We start from the raw sequence: 23,640 nt of genomic DNA, 5'->3' as shown, positions 1-23,640 counted from the left end.
AAATTGTTACAGAGAGTCCCGTTTGCTGAGAGTGGATGCAAGGAAAGATATTTTGAGAGATCAAAGTTCCTGCAAAGGAATCGAATAACGCCTCGGAGCCGCATACCGACTACATTGTCTGACAATGTTGAGACTATGATGGGAACGCCCATTACAGCGTAAGGGTATCGATGCCATGTATAACATTTTCTGTGTTCATACAGACGTCCGTACCTGGAAAGGTCTGTGCCGCGAGACACAGACGAACTAAGGTGGCACCACGGATCTACCATCCGTCCTTGGAAACAGGGACGGATTTTTTTATGCTCAAAATTCCGCCCTGCAAAACTATTTTTGAAAGGAAGGATACACAATGAGCAAAGAATGTACGAAAATCAAAGAACTCTTTTCTGCGCAGGACGCGCACATCGGACACGAAGTCACGGTCCGGGGATGGATCCGCAACCATCGCAAGCAGAAAAATATGGGGTTTATAGAATTGTACGACGGAAGCTGTTTCCAGTCTCTGCAGCTGGTATACACAACAGAAAGTGACAAAGATGGCAGACTGAAAACTCTGCACAACGGCGCCTGCATCGAAGCAGCGGGAACCGTGCGGCAGGGGTTTCAAAAGGAATTGATCGAACTGGATCTCTCCCATGTTACACTGCTGGGAGACTGTCCCGAGGACTATCCCCTGCAGCCCAAAAGACATTCTCTTGAATTTTTGCGTGAACAAGCCTATCTTCGTCCGAGAACACGTCTGTTCCAGGCCGTATTCCGTATCAGAAGCGTGGCTGCACAATCGATCCACGCCTATTTTGCGGACAGAGGTTTCTTATATGTAAACACTCCTTTAATCACCGCAAATGACGCAGAAGGCGCCGGCAACACCTTTACCGTGACGACACTCGATATCACTGGTATCAAAGAACAGGCAAAGAAAGCTTCTGAAGAGATCTTTAAACAAGATTTCTTCGGAATCCCCGCTTCGCTTGCAGTGACCGGACAGCTTGAAGCCGAAACATTTGCGATGGCTTTTGGCGACGTATATACCTTCGGACCCACGTTCCGCGCAGAAAACTCAAATACCAAAACACACATGGCTGAGTTCTGGATGGTGGAACCGGAAATGGCGTTCTGCGACCTGGACCGTCTCATGGATGTGGAAGAAGATTTTTTGAAAACCATTCTCGGACAGATCATGAAACAATGCAAGGAAGAATTGATATTCCTGGAAGGCTTTACCAAATTGCCTCTCCGGGAAAGAATGCAGGCAGTGATTGACTCTAACATTGTCCGGATCCGCCACGAGGATGCCATCCGCATCCTAAAAGAATCCGGTGAATCCTTTGAATTTGAACCAGAGTATGGAGAAGACACGGCAAAGGAACACGAAAAATATCTCACCGAAAAGTACTTTCATGCACCCGTATTTATCTATGACTGGCCAAAGGACATCAAAGCATTTTATATGTATCAGAACGACGATGGCAAAACCGTCGGCGCAGTCGATCTGCTCGTCCCGGGTGCCGGCGAACTGATGGGCGGCAGCCAGCGTGAAGTGCGATATGACCGGCTTCTGGCAAGAATGCAGGAACTTGGCATCTCCACAGACAGCCTGGACTGGTATTTGAACCTTCGCAAATACGGCTCCTGCGACCATTCGGGATTTGGCATGGGCTTTGAACGGTTACTGATGTATGTGACAGGAATGGAAAACATCCGGGATGTTATCCCCTTCCACAGAACACCAGGAAGCTGCGAATATTAAGCAAGAGATCCTGACCGGGAACACCCCGGCCGGGATCTCTTGTTTTTTCATAATGTCTTACAGGTAGCTGACCGTCTCTGAAAGTTCTTTGCGGTTGCTATGATTTGGCAGAGGACCCGCATCTTCCGTCGGATACCCCAGGTCCAGAAGCATCAGCACCTCCTCCTGCTTAGGAAGTCCGAATTCTTTTGCCGCCTCTTCCGGATCAAACAGGTTGAGCCAGCAGCTCTCCACCCCTGTATCTTTAGCCGCCAGCATCAGATGAGTGGCCACGATGGCCGCATCCTCAATCCCGGAATCCCGTTTGCCTCCCGGATAAGTAAACACACTGTTTTTATCAAAGGCCACCAGAAGCACCGTGGGCGCTCCATAACGACACCGGGTCAGCTTATCGATCTTTGCAAGTCCTTCCTTTGACTGTACCACATAAATGTGCTGTTCCTGCAGGTTCTTGGCAGTAGGCGCCAGGCGTCCTGCCTCCAGGATCCGATCCAGCTTTTCCTGTTCAATCTGACGGCTGTCATAACTCTTACAGGAATACCGTTCTCTTACAACTTCTGAAAATTCCATTCTGCACTTCCTCCTTTTTTCTTCCTGCCTTTATTATAATCCTGCCCTCTGGGAGTGAAAAGAAGTATTTTCAGATTTCTGCTTACCGCTCCACCTGATTCCGGTAAATGCTGCTGACTACGCCCCACACGATTCCTGCCACCGGCCAGATCACCCAGGTAATATGCCACTCCATCGTCAGGAAACTGACCAGCAGATACACAGCCGTCACACAACCCCAGTAGATCCCGCTGATCCGTTTATTCTGCTTCTTGGCGATCCGGGTATAATCTCCCTCTTCCAGAAGAACCTGATAACCATCCCAGATAATGCAGGTACGCACAATGAGAAAGACTCCGGTTGCCACGAGAAACAGCAACAGGCTGATCGCCCCGGTAAGCGCCATGACATTTTCTTCTCCGAATAACAGGATCATCAGAAAAATAGGGATACAGGAGGCCACACACAGCGCCACTCCCGCTGCCAGTTCTATGACATGACTTCTCTCATATTTCTGCTTCCGGTCCCGAACCATGCCATCTACTCCGTAGGCTGTATCCAGCGCCTCTTTCTCCAGAAAATCATACTTCTCGTCATAATGGCCGGTGATCACAAAGATAGATACTGCCGCAACGATCAGAAGAATCAGGATAGTAGTCCCCAGAAGGGCTCCCTGATCTTCTGTCAACGGAAGCAATCCTGCTTCTCCGGCTCCGGAAAGAAGCAGCAGAAATACCGGGGACATAATACATAAAAACACGCCAAAAGCGCAGGGAACAGAGACCTTCTGACAATGAGCCAGATAATCGTTGGCAAGTTCCATGGACACTGGCACCAGCTTCTCTCCTGTCTCGTCTGCAATCTTCTCATCTGCTGCCGGGTTTTTCTCCTCTTCTTCCATCTCATCACGGAGAAGATAGTCTGTACTGACATCAAATAGTTCTGACAGTTTCAGGATCCGATTCATATCCGGAACCGACAAAGCCCCTTCCCATTTAGAAATGGATTGCCGGCTTACTTCCATTTTCTCCGCCAGTTCCTCCTGGGACCAGCCGGCCTTCTTTCGTAAATAAATAATTTTGTCTGCTAAGATCATATGCTTTCTCCTTCTGCCAGACGGCCTGTCTGACGCGCCGCACTGGTCTTTGTTAAGGAAAGTATACTGTTTTGGGCCATCCTGCGCCAGCAACCAGACTTTACAATTCCGCAACCAGCGCGTACATTACTGGTAAACAGCCTTATTTTTTATTCAGAAGGCAGACACATTCTGTATGTGTCGTTACCTTCTGGTGAACACATTTCCCCAACCTCGTCACCTCTTAATGAGTACATTTTTTCATTGTTCAATGCTTCTAAAATTTCCACTTTATTCTGCTCCATTATGACACCCTCTCTTTCTTGTGATTTGCCTTGTAGTCTGCTTTCGCATCCATTATATTTAAGTTCTGATCACATTTCAGGATAAAGGTTAACTTGTACGGTGTCGGGTTTCCGTCTTCATCATACCCGCCGACAATTACCTTTTCCACAATACTCTCAAACACTACACGGTCAAATTCATCCATTGTTTCTTCATTTTCCAGTGTCTTACGGAGCTGCGCCATACGCTTGCTGACATTCTTCTGCTGTCCGATATTCTCTTCCAGATATGCTTTTTCCTCTGTCAGCTTATGAAGTTTACGGAGAAAACTGTTATTCTTTTCTTCGTATGCTTGCTGTTCTATTTTACCATCAATCAACAGATCTGTTAACCTGCTTTTTCTTGATTCTACATTATTGATTTCCTTTTCCAGCTGTTTCACTCGTTTTAATTCCGTATCGTCATTTAATACTTCCTCTATGGTATGCAGTACCGAATCCAGCACATCATCAAAATTATCGGTTAGTAGCCGGAAAGCTTCCAGAAATGCTCCCTCGATAATTACTTCATCAATGGCTTTACAATGTGGGCAACTTTCAATTCCGTTCTTTGTGGCATTCATACACTGCCATACCGGTTTTTTCGTTACAGTGGTCTGATGCCTTGTTCTTCTGGAAAGTTTATGTCCACAGTATCCGCACTCCAGCATACTGCTGAAAGCAAACTGTCGGGTGTAACGTTCCCGGTTTCCGGTAGTAGGTATTACTTTAGTTTTTACCCGCTCGCTGTGGATAGCTGCTACCCTGTCCCAGATTTCTCTCGATACAATCGGCTCATGATGATCCCTGATATAATATTGTTCTTCTTCTCCTCTGTTATCAAGCCGTCTTTTCGATATGGGATCAAGCGTAAAAGTTTTCCCTTGAAGAATATCTCCTTTATACTTCTCATTTGTGAGAATTCCCATCACACTGCCGCCGTCCCACCTAACTACACCTCTTTTATTTTTAATTTCCATTTCTGTCAATCTTTTCGCAATGGTGGTACTGCCATATCCCTGTATATACATATCATACATAAAACGCACTATTTCCGCTTCTTTTTCATTAACGGTAAGACTCTTATCCTCTGGGTGATAATCATAGCCGAAGCACCCATTGAACCCTACCAGTTCTCCTCTTTTCATCTTCATTTTAACTCCCATCTTTACATTACCGGACAGAGATTCCACTTCCTGCTGTGCCAGTGAACTCATAATTGTCAGAAGAAGTTCTCCGTTCATATCCATTGTATTGATATTTTCTTTTTCAAATATAATGGGAATTCTCTGATTCGTAAGCATCCTGACATAGTTCAATGTATCCAGCGTATTTCGTGCAAAACGGGAAATTGATTTCGTAAGAATCATATCTATTTCGCCATTCATACATCTCTGGATCATTTCTTGAAATCCCGGTCTTTTATCTGCTTTTGTTCCGGTGATCGCTTCATCCGCAAAAATTCCGGCAAGTGCCCACTGGGGATTCTCTCTGATTTTATCCTCGTAATAGGCTTTCTGGGATGCAAAACTCCCCAACTGCTCATCCCCGTCTGTAGATACCCTGCAATATGCAGCTACCCGGATTCTGTCAATCTGCACTCCTGCTCTTCTTCTCCCTCTTCCGTTGGGAAGTGGTTTTGTTGCCTGTAAAATTTCAACCTGTGTGTTTCTCATACATTTCCTCCATTTCTCTCACCTGCCACATTTTTCTTATGGCTTTTCTTCGTTTCTGTGTTGTTATCATACGTCTAAAATAAAATATGAACGATTGTTGAAATATTTTCTCTTCCATGATTATTTCCTCTTTCATTTTTCTATTCTTCAAGCCAAAACCGACTGTTTTTCCAAATCATTTTCAATAACATGATACATATCCATCAGCTTTGCTCTCACTCTGTTATATTCCGCTTCAGACAATCCCCCTGCCCGGAATAATTTTCTTACCAGTGCTATCTTCTTTGCATATTCCAGTTCTTTACACATTATACCTCCCCCTTTCCTATTATATTTTTCGGAATCACCTCATTTCTGCTGCGATCTGCAGTTATTTGTGAATCTGGGTTTGGCTTCCATTCATATCATCTGTCGTTATCGTTTCAGATAACCTCTACCCTTTCGGGATATGGGCACCTCCTTCTCGAAGCATTCCCACCGTTTCCGGAGTGTCTGTCTGCGCTCTCCGAGCATCCGGTTCATGGCGACAGTCTGTTGACAGATCATACAGCTCATTTATTTTTCAATGTGCGATTAGTTTTTGTAGTGTACTTTTTTGTGCACTTTATTTTACTGTCATTATATTCCTGTGTAAAACCAAAGTCAATACACCAGTGCACTTTTTTGTGCACTTTTCTGTTTACAAATGAAATTTTTAGTAGTAAAATAAAATTAAACTTGAAAACACTATAAAAAGGATTGGGAAATCATGAACTTTAATCTTAAATTAAAAAAAATACGCCAGTTCCGGGGAATGACCCAGAAAGAACTGGCGCTTAGATTAGGAATAGGAGAAAAAGACGGGCATCGCATTGTTCAATATGAAAATGGAAGTCGTGTCCCGAAAAAAGATTTGGTAGATCAGATTGCAAAAATTCTGGATGTAAACCCGTGGACATTATATGACACTGCCGGACGGGATGCTTCTGAGATGCTGGAATTGCTTTTCTGGCTGGATGAATTTAATCCGTCCTCTATCAATATGTTTCTTCCTGAGACCTACCCTGACGAAAAATGCAACGATAACGGTGATACCACCGTCCGTTATCATGATAATGATGAATGGCCGGCTCATCCTCCGGTCTGCCTGTGGTTTAACTATGGAATTTTAAACGATTTTCTAAAAGAATGGCTCATAAGAAAAAATGAACTAAAAAACGGTGAGATTACCAGAGACGAATATTTTGAGTGGAAAATCAACTGGCCTATGACCTGTGATGACTGCGGAAAACATGAACCGAAGAAAAAATGGCGGAAACCGCCCGTTTCCGCCTAAACATATTACATACCAGTCTCACAGTCTCATTTTATCCATGAGATTGTGAGACTAATTACAATCAGCACTTATGTATCTGAATTTTTATCCATAAAAGCGGTTCTTTTGCCAGTTTTTCTCGATTCTTTTCTAAAACCTTTGTTCCAGAAACTTTTTCCGCATATTCCAGTTTTGATACTGTTGTTATCACCGTTGCTTCGCATTCAATAATCTTTTCATCTATAAGTGGCGATAATTTTGCACTAATCTCTGCGGGAATATGTCCTAATGATCCAATTTCACTTCTAACCTCTATCGCATTTGCATCATAAATATTCTCTGGTTCTCTCACCAGAAAAACTTTTTCCCCATCTGTCAATTTGGCTATATTAACGGGTCTATCTTCATATTTTGTTCCGACAACCATTTGTTGCTCTAACATGCTTTGCAACCTATACCAATCAATTCGTAATAAGTCTTCGCTGTTAAACAAATTTTCCTGCCATTCCTGCTCTGTTGAACACCAGCTTTCTTCTAATTCCGCTTGTGCCCTTTCCTGTTCTTCTTCCGATTCCCAGTCCTGCAAATCCAACTCTTTCAGACACCATTCTTCACAATTGACTTCTGTGGAATTACTTTCAGAAGTGATCTTCATATGTTCTTCGCCTTCACAGATCAGCCAATTATGGTTCACAATTCCTTTTATTGAAAGTTCTGGAAATTTTTCTTTTACTTTTTTCAAAAAGCCAGGAATCAACTGATACCCTAAGCTATTTACCTGACCCAGTGAATGGATAACATTCCACTCTTCGTCATAATCCCCTAGCCAACTATACTCATCGATTCTATTAACCTCATAGCTTTCTGAATTACAATGAACTCGCCATGCTTCTTTCATAAAGAATGTCAATTCATTCAGTTTTTCTTTCGAACCATAAAAGAATATCGTACAATCTCCTGTATCTGCTGCCATTTCCTCTCCTTTAGCACATATATGTTTTCACAAAATAAGTCTCACAGTCTCATCAAATTAATGAGATCATGAGACTTATTTTTATCATACACCTTTAAAAATCGTATATATACCGTTTTTTTGCATGCAAAATTCAAAAGTTTGGTGTGTAGTCTCATGTAAATCTCATCAGTCTCATTTTAATATGAGACTTATAATTTCCATTCACCCGCTTTTTTATCATAAGAAACTCCACATTTTTTTCGGATTTTTGCATAATCTCTAAATACAGTTGCCCTCGAAATGTCTAAAACAGCCATAACTTCTTCAACGGTCAATTTATTATTTGCTTTTATCATTTTAAAAATCGTGGTCTCACGTTCTGTTAATTCATTTTCTTCAGCATATTCATGGACTGCTGTTTCTGTAATCGGAATGTTAATTCTAAATACGTCATTCTCAATTAATTCCGGTTTTCCTCCCGGAGTATAAATAGGTGTGTATTTGTATAAATTCCTAACCCCGGAACCTATTGTATCAGCCAACCCTACAGTAACAAAGAATCTTGCCAAAATCGGATTTTTAGGATATGGTGTAAATTCCGTTTCCAAGATATTCCCCTGACGCCGTGGTCTACACCAGTTTTCCGTCCGAATCCAGTCTTTTTCAATAATGACCTTTGCCGGAAACGCACTGGAAAAATCTCTATGAACCAAAATATTACTTACAACCTCTCTTGAAATCAAATCTCTGACACTAGTTCTCACATTATCAACCAGATAGAATTTATCTGATGTGTGCTTTGCTATAAACTCCATTAAAATTTCATAACTCTCAATCAGATTCGTTTTTACAATTAAACGATCGTCATACCGATCCATGTTCTCTTTTCTGCATAGCGCATCTGTAACATAGCCCGGTACACAAGATTGGATTACCTCATCTTTTCCAAACAGTAATATGGCTGCAAGATTGTATCCCTGCTCTCCTGTAACAAAATCTGTTTCATACAGTCCTGCACTAACCATAAGTTCCTTATCTGACATTTTCAGCCATTCATGACGAGGATTGTTATTTGAAATTAATCTCCGAACTTTCTGCATTAAATCCGTTCTCAAATGTTCTTCCCGAACATAAGGAAACAGCTTACTTTCCGTATAGGTATTGCTCTTTCTGGCATAAAGATTTTCCATTTGTATTGGAGAATCTGTAATGTCCATATCTCCTTCTTCATTTCTGTCATACACACGTCCGGAACATTTTTCTACCGTTGATGTTGGCGGAACATAGGTATATAACAACAACATTCCCTCATATTCAAATTCTTCTATAGATAAATACAGAGTAGGTGACATTTTATTAGGATTATTCAATTGATTTACAAAATTCTTTTTTAAATCCTTAACAGCATTTCGATTCACACCTATCGGGATTCCTCCATCTTTTACGCCCATAATAATATAGCCACCATACCGATTGGAAAATGCCGACACTGTTTCATATACGGAATCATGTATCTGATTTACACATTCTTTGTATTCTATGGTTATCTTTTCATCTTTTGAAAGCATTTCTCGCATTTTTTCATGTGTCATTGCATCACCCCTTTTTACTATTAACTACTTACACGCATCTTATAACAAAAATAAAGTTTATATGGAAATACCTATGTTTTTATTTTTCGATTACTATATCTTCTTGCTTTCCAAATGTGTCCATATACATTTTAATCACATCTTCATCTGGCATTCCCTTCAAAACTCATTCATAAAAATCTGCAAAACCTGCTGCTTCATAATACTTCTCCAAATAATCTTTCATTTCTTCCACAAACATATTATGTCACCTATAATACCTTTGTAAGTCAAATCCTAATTTTGTAGCAATACAAATAAGTTCTTCCCCATCAGCTTTCTCAATTACTGATATTTCAAACATTGCTACTGGAAATCCCTGAAACATTGCCGTTCCATAATAATCTTTCAAATCGCTTCTCAACCTTTTATAATCAATTTCCATAATACTAATCCCATACTTTTATAATCTTTCGAATTCTATATAATTTCATCTAAATCAAGAATTTTTGCTTGTGTTTTCATAGCAATACGTCCTTTTGCAGCGAAATGACTTTTCCTACTGATAGCATCTGCTATATCTTTAATTTTCTGTTCATCCCCATTAATAAAAAGATTCAAGTATTGAGTGGCTCTTGAACAAGCAACATAAAACATCCGCTTTCTTTCTTCATCTGTAAAACTTTTTTCATCAATGTCCACAATAATTACAACACGACTTTCAAGTCCCTTAAATTTACTTGCAGTAGTAAACAAGATTGAAGAATTTGTTTTTTCACGGGTGATCGGGATGCCAGCTATTTTATTAATCTTCCCAAGAATAGAATCTTCCTCTGATTTCAATGACAGAATAACAATATCTGAATATTCATAGCCGTAATGTTCGCCAGTCAACATTCTAATAAGTTTTGCAAGTCGTGTTATGGGCTCCCCTTTTACAAAACTAATGGATGTCTGATCACCATTAATCATCATTATTTTTTTATTCAATGAAATATCAATAACATTGTAGGAAGTAAGCGCAATTTCATATGTATTACGACAATTCTTAGTTAAAAGCAACTTACATTCAGCGTTTTCAATCCACGCAGGAACTTTTTGTGTTGTCAGAAGCTGATTTTTGTCATAAAAAACAAAGAAATGACCATCAACTAGATCGATGTATTCCTTAAAATAGACAACTTCTTCTTCCATAAAATCCTGCCCCTCATCAATTATCACATCATCAAACTCCAAAAAATCCCAATCAATCTTTAGAAGTTCTGCTGTTCTTTTTTCTTTTGACGAGGTATCTGCGCCCGGACGATATTTTGCAATAAATGTATGAATGTTGCAGTATGACACATTATCATAAGGATACATGTGTTGCAAATAGGTAAATAATAATCTATTAAAACAGAGAAACAATACTTTTCTCCCGTCGGCTCCAAAGCGTCGTGCAGCCTCCTTAGCAATCAAAGTTTTTCCTGTCCCAGCTACCCCCTGGATTGTTGCACTTTTTTGTTCTGAAATATAATCCAAAAGACCAGTTTGTTCATTGGTCAATTTCAAAAATGCATGATCCAGTTCACCCTTACGAGCTCCAGGAGCAGATATTAATTCAAAGTCACTAGCAATTGATTCCAGAATCATATTATATTCCTCATCGCTTATATTAACTTTTCCACGAGAAGCATAAAATTCAAAAATATCATATATTGCCTGTCCCTTCTTTTCAAAGTCTTCATCCCCAAGAACCGCACCAGAAATTTCCCTATATTTTAATGGGAAGTTAGGCAGTTTGCTCTTGATCTCACATGTTGAAAACCATACTGCAGCCTCAATAGGAAAGCGATCACTCAAATTCGGTGCTATTGTGTCAAGCATTTTTCGATAATGATATATTCCATCAATAGCTTGGGAAAGAGGATCGTTCTTTTTATCAGGGTTCAAAATACTAACTTCATTTGTCGAAGTGTTTATCTGATGAAAAACTCCACCATGAACTCTAATATCTCCACCTTTTACTTCAAGAACTAATGCCCCTAAAGTTTTATTTAAAATTAGAAAATCATTTTCTTTCCATGTTGATTTCCATTTATTACCACGTTTTACCCATTGAACAGAATGGAAAATAGTAAAATTGTTATTGAGTTGTTCAAGGAGTTCATATACTCTTATTTCAGAATACGGTACATTCGAGAGATCCTCTTTAATAGGATATATCTGTGCCATATCAACGCAAATCTCCCTTTATATTATTATAGTCTATTTCATAAATTTTGTATGCATGCCAGCCCTTACTTTCAAAATACTCTATGGTTCTGTCAGCAGTATCCTGTTGACAAACCAAAGTGTCTTTGGACGGCCATGACATAAGGATATCATTCCCCTCATCAGATTTTTTTATGGTAGTTTCTAAATATTCGGGTATAGGTATATCATTCTCAGCCATCCGCTCAATGATGACTTGCTCACTATCATCAAAGAATGATGCAAGTTCACTCCAGTTATGGAACATATTTGTAGGATAAGAATGTTCTTTGTCAACAGAACGGCTTAGCTTTACCGTTTTTACAGTCTTTGTTTCTGCACCGCAAAGGACGTCATATCCAAGAAAATACTCTTCAATATATGTCCACCGTTCTTCGTCAGTTTTTAGTTCATTGAAAAACTTTAGTAGAATAGCGACATCTCTCTCATGTTTCTGTTTAGCTTTAGATACGTAATTATTCGAATAAAATGTATTACCCAGAACAATGTTTCTCACTTTATTTGGATCATTCAAACGAATAAAAATTTCTGGTTCCTCTCCGCCGGCAATTTCATAGGTGATGTAATCAAAAATTGATAGAAGTTTTAACGTCGTACTCGAAGTATCATCCGACTCAAGGTTCATAAAGCCAGAATATGATGCACTTTCATTTGTCCTAGATAAGTTATTCATAATTTTAGACTTAATAATCGGCTTACGCATCATTTCTTTGAAATTACCATGAGTGAGCGAATAATAAGTTTTTCCAGAAGAATCATTCGTTCTGCGTTTTATACATTTTCCATTCGGGTCAACTAATTCGAAAAGAGAGTTTGCAATAATTCTTGCTTTTGCCATACCATACTTTTCTCGAATAAGTTTTGAAAAATCTTCTGTCGTAAAATAAGTATTTCTAAAGTTTCCATACAGCAAATCAGATATGTACTCAAAATCGGTCAAAATTAGTTCCCGAAGATCAGACATCAAATACTCCCCTCGTGCTTCAACACTTACTCTTTGTCGTGGATGAATATAAGACCGAATGGACGGCATAATTTCAACCTTATCCTTGGAAGTCAAATTGGAATTGAAATACCAATACTTGAACTGTGGAAAGGATATGTTTGGATGAAACTCTTCCCATATCTGTTTCAAATCAATAGTATATATATCTCCACCATCGCTAAGAGTTGATCCGTCTGCTTGAATTTCTTTGTAACGTCCTTTTTCTATATATTTCATGCACTTACCATATTTTGAAGCAAGCACTTCAGTTTCGTGATCTTTTGAAATACAAACAAATGCTTTTGTAAATACGCTCTGAGGGCGAGAAATAAGCACCTTGAAAGGAAACTTATTCTGGAAATCTTTTTCAATCATAAGGAGACAAGTTTTTAATTTGTTAATGCAATCCCCTTCATTTTTACCGTTAAATATATAAGTAAACGATTGTGGGGAAATCAGAAAACTTCTTGCTCCCTTTTTGCTTTTATAGGTATCATAAATACCTTCGAGAACTTTCTTTATTTGATATTGGCGGATTTGAGACATTCCAAATAACACTCGCATAAAAGTCATATCATTATAGAAAAAGTCAGTTATTGCCGTTCCTTCCATTGAAGACTTTCGTGCAGCGCGTCCGATCTCTTGAACATAATCAGAAAGATTTCCACTTACAGCATAGTGATATACATTTTGAACGTCATTAACATCAACACCCATACCAAATGCTTTTGTTGCCAGCATAATCGGTGTAGTACCTTTACGAAATCCTTCGAATATCATGTGTTTATACTCATTGAATGCCTCGGTACTCATCTCATTGATATTACGACCCGTATATGTGCCGATTCGTTTGTCAAGAGTAATTCCTGCAAAACCTCTAACTCCTTTGGCAGCATCTCCAGCCAATGAAGCATATGGAAAATATACAATAGTTTTTTCGTTGTGAGCAAGCCACTTTTTTATTCTTTCGTCAAGTGCTTTGGTTTTAGCCTCTTCATATTCAGATTTGGAAAGCTTACGCCCTTCTCCATGATGAACAATATCAAATTTTATATCTTCACGTCGTACATAACCTATGTATTTTACTGGATTTTCCATATACAGACTAATAATAGTATCACTAACAGAATCATCTATTCCACCGTTTACTGCCGTCGCTGTAAAAGCACAAATTGGAAAATGATAGATCTTTCGTTTCATACCTTTTAATGTCTGAACCTGATTTCTTAGACGATTAATATAACTACCTAGATACCAATAATCTGGTCTAAACCCAACTCCCCAAGTAGTTACAATATGTGCTTCGTCAACAATAAGAAGTCCAATATCTCTGTCTCCAATAATGGTTTCAATAGAATACGACAACAACGTTTCGGGACTTAAATACAAAAGATCCACTTCACCGTCTTTTATTCTTTGAAGTACAGCTTCTTTTTCAACTTGAGAAATCAGATCTGAGTTAAATACCTCAACTCTCGTATAACCACTCTGATTCAATTTTTCTTTTTGGTCCTGCATTAGAGCCTTAACTGGTTCTATTATTATAGTTAGTTTATTGTATTTCTTTGCAAGATAAACCGCTGGGATTTGGAACATGACGGACTTACCCGCTCCTGTTGATGCAGTAATAAAAATATCTCGAGAGGCATTGCCATTTTCTCCATCATATGAACGTTCTGCCTGCTTAATAATTTCCTCAATTATATGAGCTTGGGAAAGTTCGATGACTTCTTTATTAATATCCGGATTTTTGTAAAATGGAATCTTTCTAAACCCAGTGAATCCATCAATATGAATATCATTCTGTGCAATGGAAACAAGTTCCTGTTCTAAGACAATCTCTTCCGACAATTTTTCATAATGTTTAACAAGCGAAATCCCATTCACTTTACAGAACGCTTGAAGAGACTTTTGAATTCTCTTAGCACTTTCGCCATCAGTAGAGCTTACTCCAATAACATTCGGCTTTATCGCTATAATCCGCTCCAAATCCCTCAAGTATGTGTCAATATCTTCATTAATAAAAACATCATAATCACTGCGTATCTGGCCTTCTTCAATTGTTATATTAAAAGGATAAAAATCTTCTACAGGTGCCTCTTCTAAATGCTCATACTCATATTCATAAAAACTGCCATAATATATACCATTAATTTCAGAAATTGTGCTATATACAGCAAGATACCGATTACATTCTTCGCTTTCATTATTATCAGCACGAGTATCTCCATTAATTGTATCAATAATTTCTGTTGCTAACTCTGGTGACATTGAAAAATCAATAGGGAAATAATCTGGATACAGATTATTTCTAAAAATTTTTAAAATTAAACCATCTTCCTCAACAGCATCATCTATCCTCTTGTTTATCAGAGCATACTCTTCATAGGTGATCCATACAGAATCATCTTCATCAAGTAAAATAAGTGCTTGAGCAAGTTTTCTTCTAGTAGATTTATCAAATTCAAGAACATTTTTCTTTTGACTAATCTCACCATCTACCAAAGGTTGTTCCTGCAAAGTTTCAAGAAACTCCTGATTAAACCCCTTATAAACTGTCAGTTTCATTTGGCCACCTCTTTTGATTTTATCACAATGTATCTTTCTATTTTCCTTTTTGACTATCTGCCCTTTTTAATAATTCATATTTTAATTCAGTCAAAAAAGCTTTATCATTTTAATTAAGCATCCTACTGTATGCATCGCATAAAACATGTATCACTTTAATCTACATTTTACAACACAAATCGCTTCTTCTCAACTTTTCTACTCTTTACAGTAATATATTTTATTAATTTTTAACTGGCGTTTGGGCAGGTAAAAACACTAATCATAATCTTCCTATTTTCATAATCCATTTTCACCCAGTAATCCCTTATTGTCTGCCCCACATGCCAATCCTGCAGTGAATAGATTTCTAATGTTTTAAAATCCACCAGACACAGCGGTATCGGTCCTTTCTTTTCCCGTTTCCACTTGCTGATCTCCATAGATTCCAGCACTTTATCCAGACATTCCTGACAGGGATTCTCCCGCAGAAACTCCATATCCACAGAATACTTCTCCGGCAGTGTAACCTCAATAGAAGCCATCCCTCTGGACGGCGTTTCTTCTGCATGATAAATGATTTCTCCTGTATTCCCAGTAGTAATGCAAGTATAACCGTTATCCAGTCCATATTGCCGATCTTCTTCATATTCTTCGGTTTTAAAATCCAACACATACCAGTCATTTAAAGAAATTAAGCCTATGGTATCAAACTGCCGATAATAGTTCATCATGCTCCAGTCCTTACTTCCACACAAACAGCAGGCAGCTTTTTCTTTTAGAGTGGATTCTGCACCCACATAGGAAATCTCAGCCCTTCCTCCGCTATGCAACCATTTCTCGTATATTTCCTCCCCAAAATATACGGCACCGATCAAAAGAACAAATACAACAATCATGCTCCAGAACATCCATACCGGGATTCTGTAATACTTGGATTTCCTTTTCTCTGTTTCCTGCACTTCCTCACATCCTTTGCAGAAAAATATTTTGTACTTAAAACGAGTCTATTTAGAACATTATACCATCATTTGAACTTAAAATGTACTCATATAACGAACTTAATCTGTACTTAAATTAAGATAAAGGGGATATACATGGAAAAGGATAAACATTTAGGTCTGAGAATTGATTCGGAGACACACGCAAAATTGAAAAGTCTTGCTGAGTTTGATGGTCGTTCCATAAACGGCGAAGTGCTTTATCTGATACGTCAGGCGATTGCACAGCACGAAAAAGACCATGGAATTCCCATTCCTCCTTGTTCTTTTCCGGCATAAGAAAAAGGACACTCATCTCAGAATCTCTGAAAACAAGCGTCCTTTCGGCTTTTTCAAGTATTTAATTTAGAAGTTATGAACGGATTTCAAATGTGTTCACTTACACGAGGTGCAGAACTACAGTCACTTCAATCCCACTCATAATCTGCTTTTTCTTGCCCTGTTTTCCCGTTGGTGAAAAGCTAATATCCGCCTTTGGGTGTGCAATAAGGCTGACCCGGAAAGCAAGGGACCGATTGAGAACTCCGTTGGATTCGTGAAGAAAAATTTCTTCAGCGCGCGGAAGATCACCTGCATTGATGATGTATGGCGTTCCCTTCCCGGATGGCTGGAACGGAAAAACCGGCGGATCCACCGCACTACTCTGCGTATCCCTGCAGACATTTATAACGGGATTGAGAAAGCGGCAATGCAGCCGCTGCTTCCCTCAGTATATGAAACATCGCCGAATACATTCCGTACTTATGAGATCGCAGCCCTGCCGTATGTTTTATATAAATCCTGCAAATATTCCGTGCCCCGCAGCTATGCTTTCAAGACCGTGCGGTATAAGGTTGTCAGCGGAAAGATCCATATCTATGATGAACAGTTAAACTATATCTGTTCCCATAACCTCAGCGAGCGCAAGGGAAGCATCAATCAGCTTCCGGAACACCGGAAACAGGAATCCGGTGACTGGATCGAGATCATGGAGCGCCTTCGCAGCAAGTGGAACTGTTATGATTTCCAGCACTTTATCAACGGTATAAAAAAGGAGAATCCACGGCATATTTCCAAACAGCTGCGTGCAATCGAGCAATTCCTGGATGCAGAGAATCCGGATAAATCTCTTGTCGCCCAGGTAATGAAGGAATGCTGTCAGAAATACCGCTATCAGTTTTCTCAGTTCAAGGTTGTCTACAGTCTTGCAAAAGCAGGACGGGAACTGGCAAACGATGACTGCCGTGCACAGATACCCTCCGGAAGTGTCGTCTATACTGACCTTTCCGTTTATGCGAAAGCATTCCGGGAACGCACAGAACGGAAGGGGGCGGCTGTACAGTGAACCGCGAGATCTTAAAAAGCATGGATACCAGCCATATCCCGGTACAGCGGCTCACTGCGCTGCTGGAGACCTTCACTCTGAAACATGCGGCCCGTATGCTCCCGGATCTTCTGGAGACGGCAGATCTACAGGATTCATCCTGTAGGGAGTTTCTCCTGGCAGTCCTGGAAACGGAAGTAAAGGGCCGGAATGAGCGGCGCAGGAAGCGAAACTACTCCGCAGCGCATTTCCCGCCAAACATCCGCCCTCTGGAAGAATTCGATCCTGAGGAACTGGAATCCGGGATCACTCAGGCACAGCTTACTGTCCTGAAGGAATTATCCTGGCTGGACAACTGTGGAAACCTTGTCTTTGCCGGGCCTCCGGGCCTCGGCAAGACCATGGTAGCCTGCGGTCTGAGCCTGCAGGCTGTCAACAGCGGTTATACGGTATGTTTTGAAAAGATGACGAACCTGATCCGTATCCTCGATACTGCAGAAACTGAGCGGGCTGCAGGATTCCGCCTGAAAAATATCCGAAAGGCACAGCTTGTCATTATTGATGAGATCGGTTACACACCAATCAGCCGTGGACAGGCGAACCGCTTTTTTACCTTTATCAGCGACACCTATGAAACCAGCTCCATCATCTTTACCACCAATAAGGAGATCGTTGACTGGGCAGAGATGATGGGGGATCCAGTGCTTACAACTGCCATGCTGGACCGGATCCTCCACCATGCAAAGTGTTATTCTTTCAGGGGAGAATCTTATCGGCTGAAACACCCGGATCTTTATCCACAGGGTTGAGCAGATGACAAAGTCTGCTTACCATACCGTGTAAAAAGGTGCTTACCTTGCGATGTAAAGATCTGCTTACCATGGTATATAAAAAACTCCTTACCATACGATGTAAAAAACATCTTACCTAACAAAGTAAAAAAGTGCTTGATATTTGCACATCAACAAGATTCTCCGCAACGAGAAATACATCGGTGATGCCCTTCTCCAAAAGACTTACACCACCGATTTTCTTAACAAAACCAGAGTAAAGAACACCGGCATCGTTCCTCAGTATTATGTTGAAGGCAACCACGAAGCAATCATCCCAAGAGAGATTTACATGCGCGTGCAGGAAGAACTGGTACGCAGGCGAGTGGTTAAAACCAGCGCTAATGGAAAGAAACGAAGTTACAGCTGCAATCACTGCTTTTCGCAGATTATTATTTGCGGTGACTGCGGCGAAATGTTCAGAAGAATACACTGGAACAATCGCGGCTGCAAATCCATTGTCTGGCGCTGCAAGCAAGGGGAGTATCGTTGGAGTAAAGAAATAGTCAGTTGATAAAAAATAAATGAAAAGAGTATTGGTTCCTTGAGGTATAATGATTTCGACGAAAAAAACAAAAACCGAAAGGAGTGCCAATACTCATGGACATTATAACATTAATTCAGGTTCTTGTCAGCGGATTGCTCAATGCACAGGAGGAGTTTTTAGAACATTTAGACCGGTTCTCAACCTTTGAGGAGACGGTGAATGGACTGACAGACCGGGTTGCAGCCGATTTTATAGGACTGACCTTGACAGCTGCTGATACATTGATCCGGGAAAGCGGGAAGCGTAAAGCCGGTTATACTGTGCAGAGAAGAAGAAACCGAACTCTGATCTCGGGAGTAGGCGATATTACATTTACCCATACGCTATATAAGGATCCGGAGGGAAAGATACGGTGTCTGCTGGATGAACTGCTCCATCTTCCAAACCGGGAACGGTTTACTCCAGTAGCCGAAGCAAAAGTACTGAGCGAGGCTGAAGTACATTCTTATCAGCATGCAGCAGACTCCGTCCAGACAAAAGGACAAACAATTACCAAAACAACTGTGATGAACAAGGTGCATGCGATCGAAAAAGAGATCCCCCATATGGAAGAACTCCCTGTAGAAAAGAAAGCCTGTGAGTATCTCTATATCGAAGCAGATGAAGATCATATCCATCGGCAAAAAGACGGAAAAGAACAGGGATGTTTCATGGGAAAACTGGTCTATCTTTTCGAAGGGAAAGAAGAGATCTGTAAAAGCAGGCGGAAACTGATCTCACCATTCTATTTTGGAGGGCTTTATACAGGGACAGATCAGAATGCAGCCCTATGGGAAGAGGTGGATGCCTATATTCGACAGCATTATGACTATGATATTTTAAAGTGCGTTTATATCAACAGCGACGGGGCAGGCTGGATCCGTGCGGCGGAGAATTATGTCGGGAAAAGCAAGCTGGTGGCAGACCGGTTCCATCTGATGAAATATATCAACCGGGTAGCCCGGTATACCCTGGATAAGGAAACGATTACAAAACGGCGGTTTTATAAATATATTTATAAAAATAAGCTTCTTGCGTCCAAAAAGCTTCTGACCCGGATTAAAAATCATTATGAGGGAAGTGATCATGCGGTAGAGGAATGCCGAAAATATCTGACGGGGAACTGGAAATATATTCAACGTGCATTTCGTGACAAACACGTCCTTGGGTGCAGTGCGGAAGGCCATGTAAGCAGCGTGTATTCGGAACGGATGAGTTCCAGGCCGATGGGATGGAGCGAGACGGGTACAGACAGGATGTGTAAGCTGAGATGTTTTATCCGGAACTATGGACGGGAAAAAGTAATTGATCTGGTGAATTATCGAAGGGAACGGGAACTGTCAGTAGCCGCAGCAACCGGAACGGATGGGATGATTGATGAATCCCAGCGGAAACGGTATACAGCAAAGCAGAAAGAGGCTCAGCGATATGCGGAGGCACTGCATGGAACTCTTTCCGGGAGTTCTACTGTACGAAAGATCCTTGCGATCAGAGAACAGATCGGGAATATCTGAACTTGAAAAAACGAACTGCGGGTTGTATGATTGAGAAAACAAGTCTATGATCATTTTTCTCTAGGGATAGTCTTTTTCATTTCAACTGACAATTCGTTTACTTTCATCGGGAGTATCCCAAAGTTTGTGTAAACCTTCAAACTGATGTAAGATAGACTTACCAGTTTGGAGGTTTATTTTATGGCAAGGAAAAAAGATACCCCACAAAAAGCAGCTCTTCGGGAAATGATGGGCAACTACCTGAAAGAAAACAATGTAAAGGTCAAGGATGGAACGGATGTCAACTCTATCATGCGGGATATGATGTCCATCATCCTGGAAGGTGCCCTGGACCAGGAGATGGATGAAGAATTAGGTTATTCAAAGTATGATTACCGTAACAAGGAAACCGATAATTCCAGAAACGGGCACTCTCAGAAGACCATGCATACCAGCTATGGTGACATGGAAATTGACATTCCCAGGGACAGGAAAGGCGAGTTTGAACCGCAGATTGTCAAGAAATATCAGAATACTATCACTCAGGACATGGAGGAGAAGATCATCTCCATGTATGCGAAAGGAATGACTACGAACGATATCGAAAGCCATATGCGTGAATTGTACGACATTGAGATTTCTGATAGCACTATTAGCCGGATCACAGATAAGATCCTTCCCATCGTAAAAGAATGGCAGGAAAGACCTTTGGAAGAAATCTATGCGGTTGTTTTTATGGATGCCATCCATTACCATGTGCGCAATGAAGGCCGGATTGTAAAACGTGCTGTTTATATCGCTATAGGGATCGATATGGAAGGTCACAAAGATGTGCTTGGCATGTATGTCGGGCAAAACGAAAGCGCAAAGTTCTGGCTTTCGATCCTAAACGGTCTGAAGAATCGCGGCGTGGAAGATATCCTGATCGCATGTGTAGACGGTCTGACAGGCTTTCCCCAGGCAATTGAAGCTGTTTTTCCGGATACGGAGATCCAGCAATGCATTATCCATCAGATCCGGAATACGACAAAGTTTGTTTCCTACAAGGAGCTCAAACCGCTGATGGCTGATCTGAAGCGTGTATATGCAGCCCCAACAGAAGAAATCGCACTGGCTGAACTGGATGGCTTTGATGAGAAATGGAGCGGGAAATATCCCAAAATCGCAAAATCATGGAAGGACAACTGGGCGAATCTTTCAACGTATTTCAAGTATCCTGAAGCGGTCCGCCGCTTAATCTATACCACGAATGCCATTGAGGGATTTAACCGGCAGCTGCGGAAGGTTACGAAATCTAAGACGGTATTCCCTTCCGATGAGAGTCTCCTGAAAATGCTGTATCTGGCTATGATGGATATCACGAAAAAATGGACTGGACACCGACAGGATTGGGGGCGGATTCATTCGCAGCTGGAGATATTTTTCGAAGAACGATTATCTGGATCATAAGCTGTTTCTGGCCTGACAGGGCTGGCTGGGCCAGCCCTGCTTGACATGTCCGGAAACGGTATTATAATACAAACAAGGGCAGAACCTCAAAAAATCGGCTCTGCCCAGAGTAACTAACAACATATCTTATATCAGTTTTTTGGGTTTACACAAAACTTGAAACGGTCTCTCAGCAAGCTAGAACCTACCGGCCTTGAATGCCATGCCAGAACTATCAACGAGCTTGACCTGCAGAAAATCGTACTTACCGCCTTAAATGAGCTCCTTGGTGATAAATCAAAATATCAGAATCAGCTACAACAAAATATCGCATCAGTCATCAGAGCTTCTGCTGCAATCACCACTGATGGAATTGATGAGAAGCTTATGGAACTTCAACAGGAACTTGTTAAAAAGGCAAACAACAAGGAAGCCTACGACGAGATTGCCGACCAGATTTTCGCGCTCAGAGAAAAACGCCAGCAAGCCTCAATGGACACGGTACAGCGTGATGAACAGCTACAGCGCATCACTGAATTGCAGGATTTCATTAAAGACCAGCCTTCTGACCTTACAGTGTTTGATGAAGCACTTGTAAAACGCTGGCTTAAGCAAATCATCATCTGGGATGACCATTGTACTGTTGAATTGAAATCCGGCCTTAAGGTCGATGTTGAAAGATAACCCTAGACGCACGAAACCCTCCCAGCCATGATGGTTGAGAGGGTTGTTTTGTCATCAGTCTTTATTTCCACCACGATGGTACGGTGCTTTATCCTTCCAAATAACACCATCCTTCGTATGATATCGTTGTCTATGCCCCGAAACATCATTCTCACTAGGCATAGACCTATTAGCCTTTTCTACTATATCCGCAACTTTTTCAGCAATGCCGGTACCTGTTGAATTTGAATCGTTTTTAGGCATTGTATTGTGAGCACTACCGCTAGAGCTACTTCCTCTAAAAGAGGATATTGCTTTCGCCGCTCCGCCAATTACAACACCTGCTATTTCAAGAGATTCAACCGGATGCTCAACAATAAATCTACCAACTGACTTCAAACCTCTAACAAACATATTGTTTTTCTTCGGAGTTTGAATTTTAGGAGGTACGACCGTATTTTGCTTTTTATCCGTAATTTTATCTACTTCTATATTTTGATTTAATACATCTTCAGATTTATCAGATTTAATTTTCTCTTCTGATTTTTGCTCTTTAAAGCTGCCATCCTCCTTAGGAACAATAACTACCGGTTCAGGTAACTTGATTACTTCACATGGAATAAATGGGCCATCACCAAAGTCAAATTTTTCTTTAGTTACGGGATTGAAATACCAGTTTGTTGGATTTCTCCAGTTTCCGTTATGAGCCTCTAAATGCTCAGCTCTTGTAAGGAACTGAATGTTTCCGGGGTCTCCTTGATATTCCGGATACATTTCAGCGCTCTTCATATGTTGGCCTTGAAATGCAACGCCATCGTCATCATAAGCTTTGCCTTTTTCAAGAATATCTTGCTGCTGTTTTGGAGTCCACTCTCTTGTTCCTTTACCTTCCTGAACAAGTTCTTGTTCCTTATTCCATGCAGCAAGTATCGCTTTATTGGATTCTGCTGTTCGTCTCGACATGGAATCAACCTCCTATGCCAAGCAAATCATACAGGTCATTCAAAAATGCTATGAAGTCATCATAGATTTCATCATCTTCAATTCTTCCAGCTTCCTGATTATAAATAGCGATTTTTTCACCAGCTTTTTCACAGAGAATTGGGTCTCCTGATGCGAGTGCACCGATGACGATATAATCTTCACTAGGTCTGTCATTGTTATCTATATCAATTAATGGTTTATGCTCAATACCATATAACTGAATGCCTGCTGGTAAGAAAAACTCCCCACCATCAGAAAACAACAACCATTCCTTGAATTTTGTAGGAAGCTTTACACTATGCCCCTTCTCAAATTCTGATATCTTTTCTTCTGTGGTTTCTTCAAGGAAATTCATTTTTCCCTGTTCATTGAATTTATCCACAATCAATTTTAATTCTTCGGAAATCATAGTTTTTACCTTTCTCCAAGTT

At 40.7% G+C, this 23,640-nt stretch carries 20 protein-coding genes and 1 pseudogene; 9 read left to right on the top strand and 12 right to left on the bottom strand.

Going from position 1 to position 23,640, the window contains the following annotated elements; genetic code table 11:
• Positions 1-352: 352 nt before the first annotated feature.
• Positions 353-1,753 carry an asparagine--tRNA ligase gene (gene asnS, locus ABGT54_RS03390; RefSeq protein ID WP_346662842.1) on the top strand — a complete coding sequence of 467 codons (1,401 nt, stop codon included), beginning with the start codon at positions 353-355 and terminating at the stop codon, positions 1,751-1,753.
• Between the two features lie 57 nt (positions 1,754-1,810).
• On the opposite strand, the gene ABGT54_RS03385 is transcribed toward asnS, so the two are convergent.
• The 4 genes from ABGT54_RS03385 to ABGT54_RS03370 all read right to left on the bottom strand — a co-directional run bounded on the left by ABGT54_RS03385 (position 1,811) and on the right by ABGT54_RS03370 (position 5,685).
• Complete coding sequence (locus tag ABGT54_RS03385) at positions 1,811-2,323, bottom strand: nitroreductase family protein (RefSeq protein WP_346662841.1); 513 nt, start codon at positions 2,321-2,323, stop codon at positions 1,811-1,813.
• Between the two features lie 82 nt (positions 2,324-2,405).
• Positions 2,406-3,398 (bottom strand): helix-turn-helix transcriptional regulator, encoded by a 993-nt coding sequence (locus ABGT54_RS03380; protein ID WP_204932023.1) that lies wholly within the window; start codon positions 3,396-3,398, stop codon positions 2,406-2,408.
• A 283-nt stretch (positions 3,399-3,681) separates the two neighbouring features.
• Positions 3,682-5,376 (bottom strand): recombinase family protein, encoded by a 1,695-nt coding sequence (locus tag ABGT54_RS03375; protein WP_346662840.1) that lies wholly within the window; start codon positions 5,374-5,376, stop codon positions 3,682-3,684.
• 147 nt (positions 5,377-5,523) lie between these two features.
• Entirely contained in the window at positions 5,524-5,685 is a 162-nt protein-coding gene (locus tag ABGT54_RS03370) for a hypothetical protein (protein ID WP_346662839.1), read from the bottom strand.
• 439 nt (positions 5,686-6,124) lie between these two features.
• Between ABGT54_RS03370 and ABGT54_RS03365 the strand changes: the two genes are divergently transcribed.
• Positions 6,125-6,691, top strand: coding sequence for a helix-turn-helix transcriptional regulator (locus tag ABGT54_RS03365; protein ID WP_118048501.1), 567 nt, complete (start codon positions 6,125-6,127; stop codon positions 6,689-6,691).
• A gap of 61 nt (positions 6,692-6,752) precedes the next feature.
• Here ABGT54_RS03365 and ABGT54_RS03360 read toward each other — a convergent pair whose 3' ends face one another.
• From ABGT54_RS03360 to ABGT54_RS03335, 6 genes are all read right to left on the bottom strand, one after another.
• Positions 6,753-7,643 (bottom strand): HIRAN domain-containing protein, encoded by an 891-nt coding sequence (locus ABGT54_RS03360; protein ID WP_346662838.1) that lies wholly within the window; start codon positions 7,641-7,643, stop codon positions 6,753-6,755.
• A gap of 191 nt (positions 7,644-7,834) precedes the next feature.
• Complete coding sequence (locus tag ABGT54_RS03355; protein ID WP_346662837.1) at positions 7,835-9,217, bottom strand: RNA-binding domain-containing protein; 1,383 nt, start codon at positions 9,215-9,217, stop codon at positions 7,835-7,837.
• Between the two features lie 247 nt (positions 9,218-9,464).
• Positions 9,465-9,641, bottom strand: coding sequence for a hypothetical protein (locus ABGT54_RS03350; protein ID WP_171027986.1), 177 nt, complete (start codon positions 9,639-9,641; stop codon positions 9,465-9,467).
• A 35-nt stretch (positions 9,642-9,676) separates the two neighbouring features.
• On the bottom strand, positions 9,677-11,410 hold the full coding sequence (locus ABGT54_RS03345; RefSeq protein WP_346662836.1) for an ATP-binding domain-containing protein: 1,734 nt from the start codon (positions 11,408-11,410) through the stop codon (positions 9,677-9,679).
• Between the two features lies 1 nt (position 11,411).
• Positions 11,412-15,002: a DEAD/DEAH box helicase gene (locus ABGT54_RS03340; protein WP_346662835.1), complete on the bottom strand. Its 3,591-nt coding sequence runs from the start codon at positions 15,000-15,002 to the stop codon at positions 11,412-11,414.
• A 230-nt stretch (positions 15,003-15,232) separates the two neighbouring features.
• Complete coding sequence (locus tag ABGT54_RS03335) at positions 15,233-15,880, bottom strand: hypothetical protein (protein ID WP_346662834.1); 648 nt, start codon at positions 15,878-15,880, stop codon at positions 15,233-15,235.
• A gap of 198 nt (positions 15,881-16,078) precedes the next feature.
• On the opposite strand from ABGT54_RS03335, the gene ABGT54_RS03330 reads away from it, so the two are divergent.
• The 7 genes and pseudogenes from ABGT54_RS03330 to ABGT54_RS03300 all read left to right on the top strand — a co-directional run bounded on the left by ABGT54_RS03330 (position 16,079) and on the right by ABGT54_RS03300 (position 22,246).
• On the top strand, positions 16,079-16,261 hold the full coding sequence (locus ABGT54_RS03330; RefSeq protein ID WP_346662833.1) for an Arc family DNA-binding protein: 183 nt from the start codon (positions 16,079-16,081) through the stop codon (positions 16,259-16,261).
• A gap of 256 nt (positions 16,262-16,517) precedes the next feature.
• The gene (locus tag ABGT54_RS03325; protein ID WP_346662832.1) at positions 16,518-17,306 is read left to right on the top strand and encodes a hypothetical protein; all 789 of its coding nucleotides are present in this window, start codon (positions 16,518-16,520) and stop codon (positions 17,304-17,306) included.
• Positions 17,303-18,094, top strand: coding sequence for an IS21-like element helper ATPase IstB (gene istB / locus ABGT54_RS03320; protein ID WP_346662831.1), 792 nt, complete (start codon positions 17,303-17,305; stop codon positions 18,092-18,094). Before ABGT54_RS03325 ends, istB begins: the two co-directional genes overlap by 4 nt.
• 151 nt (positions 18,095-18,245) lie before the next feature.
• Positions 18,246-18,587: pseudogene (locus ABGT54_RS03315) on the top strand (recombinase family protein); the annotation flags it as partial.
• Positions 18,588-18,715: 128 nt separating this feature from the next.
• Positions 18,716-20,155: an ISLre2 family transposase gene (locus ABGT54_RS03310; protein ID WP_346662830.1), complete on the top strand. Its 1,440-nt coding sequence runs from the start codon at positions 18,716-18,718 to the stop codon at positions 20,153-20,155.
• A gap of 225 nt (positions 20,156-20,380) precedes the next feature.
• Positions 20,381-21,583: an IS256 family transposase gene (locus ABGT54_RS03305; protein ID WP_346662921.1), complete on the top strand. Its 1,203-nt coding sequence runs from the start codon at positions 20,381-20,383 to the stop codon at positions 21,581-21,583.
• Between the two features lie 156 nt (positions 21,584-21,739).
• A complete protein-coding gene (locus ABGT54_RS03300) occupies positions 21,740-22,246 on the top strand; it encodes a hypothetical protein (protein WP_346662829.1) in 507 nt (168 codons plus the stop codon).
• Positions 22,247-22,300: 54 nt separating this feature from the next.
• Here the strand turns inward: ABGT54_RS03300 and ABGT54_RS03295 are convergent, their stop codons facing one another.
• Together ABGT54_RS03295 and ABGT54_RS03290 are read right to left on the bottom strand one after the other, a co-directional pair.
• Positions 22,301-23,188, bottom strand: a complete 888-nt coding sequence (locus ABGT54_RS03295) for a teneurin-3 (protein ID WP_346662828.1) — start codon at positions 23,186-23,188, stop codon at positions 22,301-22,303.
• Between the two features lie 4 nt (positions 23,189-23,192).
• A complete protein-coding gene (locus ABGT54_RS03290) occupies positions 23,193-23,618 on the bottom strand; it encodes an SMI1/KNR4 family protein (RefSeq protein WP_346662827.1) in 426 nt (141 codons plus the stop codon).
• Between the last annotated feature and the right edge of the window lie 22 nt (positions 23,619-23,640).

Source organism: uncultured Merdimonas sp., assembly GCF_963929015.1.
In the GTDB taxonomy this organism is placed as follows: Bacteria; Bacillota; Clostridia; order Lachnospirales; family Lachnospiraceae; genus Merdimonas.
This window is presented reverse-complemented; position numbering and strand designations above follow the sequence as displayed.

What these genes read in the sequence shown, in the direction of transcription:
- ABGT54_RS03355 (WP_346662837.1), bottom strand. Translation starts at nt 9,217, where the DNA reads ATGACACATGAAAAAATGCGAGAAATGCTTTCAAAAGATGAAAAGATA.
- ABGT54_RS03360 (WP_346662838.1), bottom strand. Translation starts at nt 7,643, where the DNA reads ATGGCAGCAGATACAGGAGATTGTACGATATTCTTTTATGGTTCGAAA.
- ABGT54_RS03305 (WP_346662921.1), top strand. Translation starts at nt 20,381, where the DNA reads ATGATGGGCAACTACCTGAAAGAAAACAATGTAAAGGTCAAGGATGGA.
- ABGT54_RS03290 (WP_346662827.1), bottom strand. Translation starts at nt 23,618, where the DNA reads ATGATTTCCGAAGAATTAAAATTGATTGTGGATAAATTCAATGAACAG.
- ABGT54_RS03345 (WP_346662836.1), bottom strand. Translation starts at nt 11,410, where the DNA reads ATGGCACAGATATATCCTATTAAAGAGGATCTCTCGAATGTACCGTAT.
- asnS (WP_346662842.1), top strand. Translation starts at nt 353, where the DNA reads ATGAGCAAAGAATGTACGAAAATCAAAGAACTCTTTTCTGCGCAGGAC.
- ABGT54_RS03350 (WP_171027986.1), bottom strand. Translation starts at nt 9,641, where the DNA reads ATGGAAATTGATTATAAAAGGTTGAGAAGCGATTTGAAAGATTATTAT.
- ABGT54_RS03340 (WP_346662835.1), bottom strand. Translation starts at nt 15,002, where the DNA reads ATGAAACTGACAGTTTATAAGGGGTTTAATCAGGAGTTTCTTGAAACT.
- ABGT54_RS03295 (WP_346662828.1), bottom strand. Translation starts at nt 23,188, where the DNA reads ATGTCGAGACGAACAGCAGAATCCAATAAAGCGATACTTGCTGCATGG.
- ABGT54_RS03365 (WP_118048501.1), top strand. Translation starts at nt 6,125, where the DNA reads ATGAACTTTAATCTTAAATTAAAAAAAATACGCCAGTTCCGGGGAATG.
- ABGT54_RS03310 (WP_346662830.1), top strand. Translation starts at nt 18,716, where the DNA reads ATGGACATTATAACATTAATTCAGGTTCTTGTCAGCGGATTGCTCAAT.
- ABGT54_RS03385 (WP_346662841.1), bottom strand. Translation starts at nt 2,323, where the DNA reads ATGGAATTTTCAGAAGTTGTAAGAGAACGGTATTCCTGTAAGAGTTAT.
- ABGT54_RS03380 (WP_204932023.1), bottom strand. Translation starts at nt 3,398, where the DNA reads ATGATCTTAGCAGACAAAATTATTTATTTACGAAAGAAGGCCGGCTGG.
- ABGT54_RS03375 (WP_346662840.1), bottom strand. Translation starts at nt 5,376, where the DNA reads ATGAGAAACACACAGGTTGAAATTTTACAGGCAACAAAACCACTTCCC.
- ABGT54_RS03370 (WP_346662839.1), bottom strand. Translation starts at nt 5,685, where the DNA reads ATGTGTAAAGAACTGGAATATGCAAAGAAGATAGCACTGGTAAGAAAA.
- ABGT54_RS03335 (WP_346662834.1), bottom strand. Translation starts at nt 15,880, where the DNA reads ATGATTGTTGTATTTGTTCTTTTGATCGGTGCCGTATATTTTGGGGAG.
- ABGT54_RS03330 (WP_346662833.1), top strand. Translation starts at nt 16,079, where the DNA reads ATGGAAAAGGATAAACATTTAGGTCTGAGAATTGATTCGGAGACACAC.